General features: G+C 52.3%; 7 protein-coding genes. 1 reads left to right on the top strand and 6 read right to left on the bottom strand.

Translation table 11 applies throughout. The annotated features are described in order from the left end of the window. A partial coding sequence (locus B2Z72_RS10015) for an AMP-binding enzyme (RefSeq protein ID WP_414716703.1) occupies positions 1–439 on the top strand: 439 nt, incomplete at its 5' end. Positions 440–612: 173 nt separating this feature from the next. Here B2Z72_RS10015 and B2Z72_RS10010 read toward each other — a convergent pair. The 6 genes from B2Z72_RS10010 to queA form a co-directional block, all read right to left on the bottom strand. Then, a complete protein-coding gene (locus B2Z72_RS10010) occupies positions 613–1,464 on the bottom strand; it encodes a 23S rRNA (adenine(2030)-N(6))-methyltransferase RlmJ (protein ID WP_296984684.1) in 852 nt (283 codons plus the stop codon). A 116-nt stretch (positions 1,465–1,580) separates the two neighbouring features. Then, the gene (secF, locus tag B2Z72_RS10005) at positions 1,581–2,495 is read right to left on the bottom strand and encodes a protein translocase subunit SecF (protein ID WP_296984685.1); all 915 of its coding nucleotides are present in this window, start codon (positions 2,493–2,495) and stop codon (positions 1,581–1,583) included. Next, positions 2,492–4,348 (bottom strand): protein translocase subunit SecD, encoded by a 1,857-nt coding sequence (gene secD / locus B2Z72_RS10000; protein WP_296984687.1) that lies wholly within the window; start codon positions 4,346–4,348, stop codon positions 2,492–2,494. The genes secF and secD overlap by 4 nt, the downstream gene beginning before the upstream one ends. A 74-nt stretch (positions 4,349–4,422) precedes the next feature. Continuing rightward, positions 4,423–4,785 (bottom strand): preprotein translocase subunit YajC, encoded by a 363-nt coding sequence (gene yajC / locus B2Z72_RS09995; protein ID WP_296984688.1) that lies wholly within the window; start codon positions 4,783–4,785, stop codon positions 4,423–4,425. A gap of 112 nt (positions 4,786–4,897) precedes the next feature. Beyond that, positions 4,898–6,073 carry a tRNA guanosine(34) transglycosylase Tgt gene (tgt, locus tag B2Z72_RS09990; protein ID WP_296984689.1) on the bottom strand — a complete coding sequence of 392 codons (1,176 nt, stop codon included), beginning with the start codon at positions 6,071–6,073 and terminating at the stop codon, positions 4,898–4,900. After that, the gene (gene queA, locus B2Z72_RS09985) at positions 6,070–7,116 is read right to left on the bottom strand and encodes a tRNA preQ1(34) S-adenosylmethionine ribosyltransferase-isomerase QueA (protein ID WP_296984692.1); all 1,047 of its coding nucleotides are present in this window, start codon (positions 7,114–7,116) and stop codon (positions 6,070–6,072) included. Before queA ends, tgt begins: the two co-directional genes overlap by 4 nt. Positions 7,117–7,338 lie beyond the last annotated feature (222 nt).

The following is a 7,338-nucleotide window of genomic DNA, read 5'->3' as shown; positions in this document are numbered from 1 at the left end:
AAAAGACATCTTTAAAACCGCGAAAGGCAAATACGTCACGCCGGTGCCGATCGAAGCCCTGCTGATGGAAAATCCACTCATCGAACAGATCTGCGTCACCGGCAGCAATCTGAAGCAACCCGTGGCACTGCTGGTGCTGACACCGGAAGCCAAAGTGCATAACGCTTCGCACATTAACACCAGCCTGGAACGGACGCTGAAACAGGTCAACCAGCGGCTGGAAAGCCACGCGGTGCTTGATCACCTGATTGTGGTGCAGGACAGCTGGACCACAGATAACGGACTGCTGACACCGACGTTAAAAGTAAAGCGTCACCTGATCGAAGCAAAGTACCAATCGCTTCTGCAGAAATCGTATCAGCGACCGGTTGTGTTTCAGGGTAAAGACGTCAGTATCGCTGAAAACGAACCCGAGTATTCAGTGGACAGCAACGACTGAAGTTTACAGAATGCCAGTTGACCTGCTGGCCTTATAACCGGCAGATAAGCAGAGCATTTTACAGCCACTAAAAAAGCAGCATGGAATATCAGTTCCATACTGCTTTTTTATCTTTGGCCTTTTAATTTTGGGCCTTTTTATCTTTGTCTTTTTTTGGACCAGCGCCTGAAGAATTACTCCCCCACCAGCTCTTCACAGCGCCAGACGCCATTATCGCCGGCAAGACGCTGCGTCAGCTGTGGCAGCAGCTTTTGCATATTGCCCATAAGGGTAAACGGAGGATTAATCACGATCATACCCGACGATGTCATGCCGCGGCCTTCGGTGTCTTCTCCCACGCCCAGCTCAAATAACTGGATACGCGGAATGCCGCTGTTTATGAGAGCTTTTTCCATTTTATCAATGCGCTGACGGTCCACCACCGGATACCAGAGCGCATACACGCCCGTGGCAAATTTACGGTGCGCTTTTTTAACGGTCTCAACCAGCGTGTCGTAATCGCTTTTCACTTCGTAAGGCGGATCGATCAGAACCAAAGCGCGGCGTTCAGCCACCGGCAGAAGTCCGAGTAATCCGGAAAAGCCATCACTGTTATGGGCGTGCATGCGGCGATCCCGTGCGACCATAGCATCCAGCCGGCGGAAGTCCTGTGGATGCAGTTCAAACAGGTGAGCAGAATCCTGTGCTCTTAACATCTGCTGTGCAATACGCGGCGACCCCGGGTACAGACCAGCAGCCGGCACAGCGCTTTTATCCCATTCGGGCTTACAGCCTGCGACCACCTCAAGGTAATCTTCCGTTCCTGCCAGCGGCTTGCCTTTTAAAATGGAAATCCCGGTACGGAACTCCTCATTCTTGCCCGCTTCTTCGCTGCTCAGTGAGTAAATACCAGCACCGGCATGAGTATCAATGTAAGCAAATGGCTTATCTTTCTGCTTCAGATAATTAAGGATTTCGACCTGTACCAGATGTTTCAGCACATCGGCGAAATTACCGGCATGAAATGCGTGACGATAACTGAGCATAGCTTTCCTGTATCCATAAATGCATCGCTGTTATCAGCCTGAGCAGACTTTCAGCAGCGATAAAAAAACGCATCGGATGATGCGTTTTTAAATAAACAGCAGACGATCGCCCATTATTATGGACGGTCATCGACCTCTTCAACTTCCGGCGGCATCAGGTCTTCACGACTGATGTTCATCGTCATCAGAATACTGGACGCTACGAAAATAGAAGAATACGTACCCACAACCACACCAATCATCAGCGCGACGGAGAAGTTATGAATAATGTCGCCACCCACAACCATCAGAGCCAGCAGCACAAGAGCCGTGGTCAGAGAGGTCATAATAGTACGACCCAGAGTCTGATTGATGGAGTAGTTGATGATTTCTGCTGAATCACCTTTACGCAGTACGCGGAAGTTCTCACGGATATGGTCCGATACCACAATAGTATCGTTCAGCGAGTAACCGATCACAGCCAGCAGTGCAGCCATCACGGTCAGGTCAAACTCCCACTGGAACAGAGCAAACAGACCAATAATGATGATTACGTCGTGGAACAGAGCAGCAACGGCACCCACAGAGAATTTGAACTGGAAGCGCACAGCAACGTAAATCATCACGATTGCGAGGGCCAGCAGCAATGCCAGACCACCCTCGTCACGCAACTCTTCACCCACCTGAGCGCCCACAAATTCACTGCGCAGCAGTGTCAGATGGTTACCCGTGGTGTGTTCCTGCAGAATACCCAGAACTTCGTTACCCAGGTTGTCGCGGAAGGCTTCTGACATACGTACCAGCACATCGGTTTCGGAGCCGAAATTCTGTACGGTAACGTCGCGGTAACCAGCGTCGGTCAACACAGTCGACACGCTGTCCAGTGCCACAGGGGTTTCATACTGAACTTCCAGCAGCGTACCACCGGTAAAATCCAGACCCAGATTCAGACCACGCATGGCGATGGCAGCAATGGCCACCACAATCATGATGACTGACAGCGCGGTGGCAGCACCGCGCATGCTCATAAAATTAATTTCCGGAGTTTTCATACTTTTCCTCCGATAGACAGTGACTCAAGACGACGGCCACCATAGATCAGATTGATAATGGCGCGGGTCAGCACAATGGCCGTGAACATGGAGGTGATAATCCCGAATGACAGCGTGACCGCGAAACCTTTCACCGGACCTGTGCCGACGGCAAACAGAATCACAGCCACGATCAGAGTCGTCAGGTTGGCGTCAAAAATGGTAATGAACGCGCGGTTATAACCTTCATGAATGGCCTGCTGTGGCGATCGTCCGGCTTTCAGCTCTTCGCGGATGCGGGCAAAGATCAGTACGTTGGCATCCACCGCCATACCCACCGTCAACACGATACCGGCAATACCCGGCAGGGTCAGGGTCGCCCCAATCATGGACATCAGAGCAATCAGGATCACGATGTTCACCAGCAGTGCAAAGTTAGCCACCATACCGAATACGCGGTAGTAAATGGCCATCAGTAACAGCACCAGCGCCAGACCAAGAATCACAGAGTTCATACCCTGTTCGATATTTTCCTTACCCAGGCTTGGGCCAACGGTACGCTCTTCAACAAAGTACATTGGTGCAGCCAGAGCACCGGCACGCAGCAGCAGAGCCAGTTCGGACGCTTCAGCAGACTGCAGACCAGTAATACGGAAGCTGTTACCCAGTGTGCTTTGAATGGTCGCCAGAGAAATAATGGATTTTTCCACGACCTGAATAGTTTTCGGCGTTTCTTTACCATCAACCATTTCATAGGTTGTTTTTGGCTTACGCTCAACAAACAGAACCGCCATGCGCTTACCCACTGCTTTGCGGGTAACCTGCGTCATCATGGCGCCACCTTTGGAATCCAGATCGATATTCACCTGTGGGAAACCGTTTTCATCAAACGACGGCTGTGCATTGGTTACGCTGTCGCCGGTGGTGATGACTTTCTTCTGCAGTTGCGCGGTACGGTATTCGTCATTACGGAAACCGTATTCGTCGGTCAGGAAGCGACTGGTGCCCGGCTCGGCTTCGAGACGGAATTCGAGGTTAGCGGCTTTACCCAGAATTTTCTTGGCTTCAGCTGTGTCCTGTACACCTGGCAGTTCAACCACAATACGGTTACGGCCCTGACGTTGCACCAGAGGCTCGGCTACACCCAGCTCATTCACCCGGTTACGCAGGGTCGTGAGGTTCTGTTTAATGGCGTAGTCTTCGAATTCTTTAACTTTGGTTTCTTTAATGCTCAGACGCAGGTCAGCGTATTCACCGTCTTCAGAATCCATCAGGAATTCAGGGTAGTTACGGCCAACAAACGTCATCCCCTCAGCGCGCACATCAGAGTTAATAAAGCTGATCACCAGTGCCTGACCATCCAGCTGAATGCGACGGTACTTGAGATCTTCTTCACGCAGGCGGTTACGGAACTCCTCGCGGTAGTTTTCCATACGGCCTTTGAGATAGTCATCCATATCCACTTCCATCAGGAAGTGCACACCACCACTGAGGTCGAGACCGAGAGTCATCGGGCCGGCACCCATGGACAGCAGCCAGTCCGGCGTTGTCGGTGCCAGGTTGAGAGCCACAATATACTCGTCACCCAGGGCACGCTGAATGGCGTCCTTACCTTTTAACTGGTTATCAGCGCTGGTCAGACGGAATAACGCCGTGCTGCCGGTTACTTCTTCACCAAAAAATTCGATATTTGCGCTGGTCAGAGTGTCGCGTACACGTTTCAGTGTTGCTTCTGACATTTCGGCACCAGAACGGGCCGGGGTTACCTGAATAGCAGGATCAGGTGGATACAGGTTTGGTGCTGCGTAAATGCAGGCGAAAACCAGTGCCAGAACAATCAGCAGGTTCTTCCACAGGGGGTATTTATTGAGCATACAACTGCCCTTTTCCTTTCTCTAAAAAAAGACGGCCTCTGTATTGAGAGGCCGTCTGCAGCCCGGGGCGGGCCTTATGCTTTAACGTCTTTAATCGTGCCTTTTGGCAGTGCAGCGGTGATTGCTACTTTCTGGATTGGCAGCTGAACGCCTTCAGAAACTTCAACCACAACGAAATCGTCAGTTACTTTTACGATTTTGCCCAGCATGCCGCCCGCGGTAACTACTTCATCACCCTTGGTCAGACCGCCGATCAGGTTTTTGTGTTCCTTCTGACGTTTGCTCTGTGGACGCCACAGCAGGAAGTAGAAAATCAGCAGGAAGCCGCCAAGGAATACCAGCTGGCCCATAACCCCCATGGATTCAGGGGCAGCACCGCCTTCAGCCATCGCAGATGCAGACATTGTTAAAGCCAGGGCGGCCAGAATAGATTTCATAAAGAGATTCTCCCAATGTATTGTGACATGAGCATGTCATGCCCTTCGTCGTTCGTGTCTTTTAGCAGTCTTATAAATGCAGCGCGCTGTGCACGCTGCTGTATTCTCTGGCTCAGGAAGCGGATTCCTCTGTCGCCGGGCTGTCATCTAATGGCGGAGTCTTCATGCCCCGCTTGGCATAGAACTCGTCGACAAACCCGGCAAATGTACCCTCTTCCAGAGAACGGCGCAAACCGGCCATCAGGGTCTGGTAATAATGGAGGTTATGAATCGAATTTAAAGTAGCACCCAATATTTCTTTACACTTATCTAAGTGATGCAAATACGCACGGCTGAAATTACGGCAGGTGTAACAGGTACATTCCGGGTCTGCCGGGCCGTTATCGGTCTTGTTGGCCGAGTTGCGAATCTTCAGCGTACCGGTCGAAATGAACAGGTGCGCATTGCGGGCGTTACGGGTCGGCATCACACAGTCGAACATATCAACACCGCGGCGCACGCCTTCCACCAGGTCTTCCGGCTTGCCGACACCCATCAGATAGCGCGGCTTGTCTTCCGGCATTCTCGGCGCAATGTGCTTCAGTACGCGCATCATTTCGTCTTTCGGTTCGCCAACACTCAGACCACCAATGGCGTAACCGTCAAAACCGATGTCGAGCAGGCCGGCCAGCGACTCATCACGCAGGTCTTCATACATACCACCCTGAATGATACCGAACTGAGCCGACGGGTTATCACCGTGAGCATCTTTGGAGCGCTTCGCCCAGCGCAGAGACATGCGCATGGAATCCGCCGCTTCTTTTTCTGTCGCCGGATACGGGGTGCATTCATCAAAGATCATGACAATGTCAGAGCCCAGATCGCGCTGTACCTGCATCGAGCTTTCCGGCGTCATCATCACTTTTTCACCGTTCACCGGTGATCGGAAGGACACGCCCTCCTCCGTGATTTTGCGCATATCCCCCAGACTGAACACCTGGAAGCCGCCGGAGTCGGTCAGAATCGGCTTATCCCAGCCGATAAAATCGTGCAGATCGCCGTGCAGTTTGACGATCTCAGTACCCGGACGCAGCATCAGGTGAAAGGTGTTACCCAGAATAATCTCGGCACCCAGCTCTTTAATCTGCTCGGGTGTCAGGCCTTTTACCGTGCCGTAGGTACCCACCGGCATAAACGCCGGGGTCTGAATGGTGCCACGGGGGAATGTCAGCTGACCACGACGGGCCTTGCTGCCGCTGTCTTCGGTTTCCGAAATCAGCTCAAACTTCATAAAACATTCGCGGGTCATACGGATTCCTCGGCATTCGCTTGCGGGCAGGCCAGGAACATGGCATCCCCATAACTGTAAAAACGGTATTTTTCTTTCACGGCTTCGGCATAGGCTGCCAGCGTGTGATCACGCCCGGCGAAGGCTGAGACCAGCATAATCAGCGTAGATTCCGGCAGGTGGAAATTAGTCACCATGGCATCAACGCTGCGGAAGCGGTAACCGGGGTAAATAAAGATACGGCTCTCACCATAGAAAGTTTCGATCTCACCGGAGGTACTGGCGCTCTCCAGGCTGCGTACCGACGTAGTGCCCACCGCAATAACGCGCTTACCCGCAGCACGGGTTGCTTTAACAGCCTCAACAACATCCGGCGGAACCTCAATGTATTCCGCATGCATTTCGTGTTCTTCGATGCTGTCGACTTTTACCGGCTGAAAGGTACCGGCACCTACATGCAGGGTGACGTAAGCGAAGTTAACACCCTTTTCTTTCAAGGCTGCCAACAATGGCTCGTCAAAATGCAGACCGGCGGTCGGTGCAGCCACCGCTCCGGGCTTTTCCGCGTACACAGTCTGATAGCGTTCACGGTCTTCTTCTGCATCGTCCCGCTCCATATAAGGCGGCAGAGGCATATGGCCAACGTCTTCAAGGATGCTCAGCAGCGGACGTTCATCAAGAAACTTCAGTTCAAATAAGGCGCCCTGACGTCCGGTCACTTCCACCTCGGTTCCGCCGAGGCTGATCATGCTGCCGGGCTTGGGGGAACGGGAAGAACGCAGATGCGCCAGAGCCGTGTGCTCGCCGGTTACTCTTTCTATAAGAGCTTCCAGTTTGCCGCCGGAGGCTTTCTCACCAAACAGACGGGCCGGGATCACACGGGTGTTGTTGAACACCATCAGATCGCCAGGTTCCACCATATTCAGCAGATCGCGGAAGATATGATGCGCAGTATTACCTGTTTCGCCGTTCAGAACCAGCAGGCGCGAGCTGCTGCGTTCGGCCATCGGATAGCGCGCAATCAGCTCATCCGGCAGGTCAAAGTCAAAGTCTTTGGTTTTCATTTTTACCCTATGATGGGAAGTCCACCCCATCTGCATGAGCAGAAGTCAGTGGTTGTTTAACAGGGCTGCAAGATTACCGGAGATGCTTCCCTAAGTTAAGGAAATCATTAGAAAAAAGTGTTGACACAAAAAATTATCAGGGTAATATGCGCGCCACTGACGAGCTACTGATGCGCCAGAGTGGCGAAATTGGTAGACGCAGGGGATTCAAAATCCCCCGCC

The organism is Thalassolituus sp. UBA6592 (genome assembly GCF_002433655.1).
GTDB lineage: Bacteria > Pseudomonadota > Gammaproteobacteria > Pseudomonadales > Oceanobacteraceae > Venatoribacter.
Note: the sequence above shows the minus strand (reverse complement) of the source record. Positions and strands in the feature narration are given on the sequence as shown.

Bases quoted from the DNA above. Each gene is read 5' to 3' on its own strand.
- B2Z72_RS10010 (WP_296984684.1), bottom strand. From the start codon at position 1,464: ATGCTCAGTTATCGTCACGCATTTCATGCCGGTAATTTCGCCGATGTG.
- secF (WP_296984685.1), bottom strand. From the start codon at position 2,495: ATGAAAACTCCGGAAATTAATTTTATGAGCATGCGCGGTGCTGCCACC.
- secD (WP_296984687.1), bottom strand. From the start codon at position 4,348: ATGCTCAATAAATACCCCCTGTGGAAGAACCTGCTGATTGTTCTGGCA.
- yajC (WP_296984688.1), bottom strand. From the start codon at position 4,785: ATGAAATCTATTCTGGCCGCCCTGGCTTTAACAATGTCTGCATCTGCG.
- tgt (WP_296984689.1), bottom strand. From the start codon at position 6,073: ATGACCCGCGAATGTTTTATGAAGTTTGAGCTGATTTCGGAAACCGAA.
- queA (WP_296984692.1), bottom strand. From the start codon at position 7,116: ATGAAAACCAAAGACTTTGACTTTGACCTGCCGGATGAGCTGATTGCG.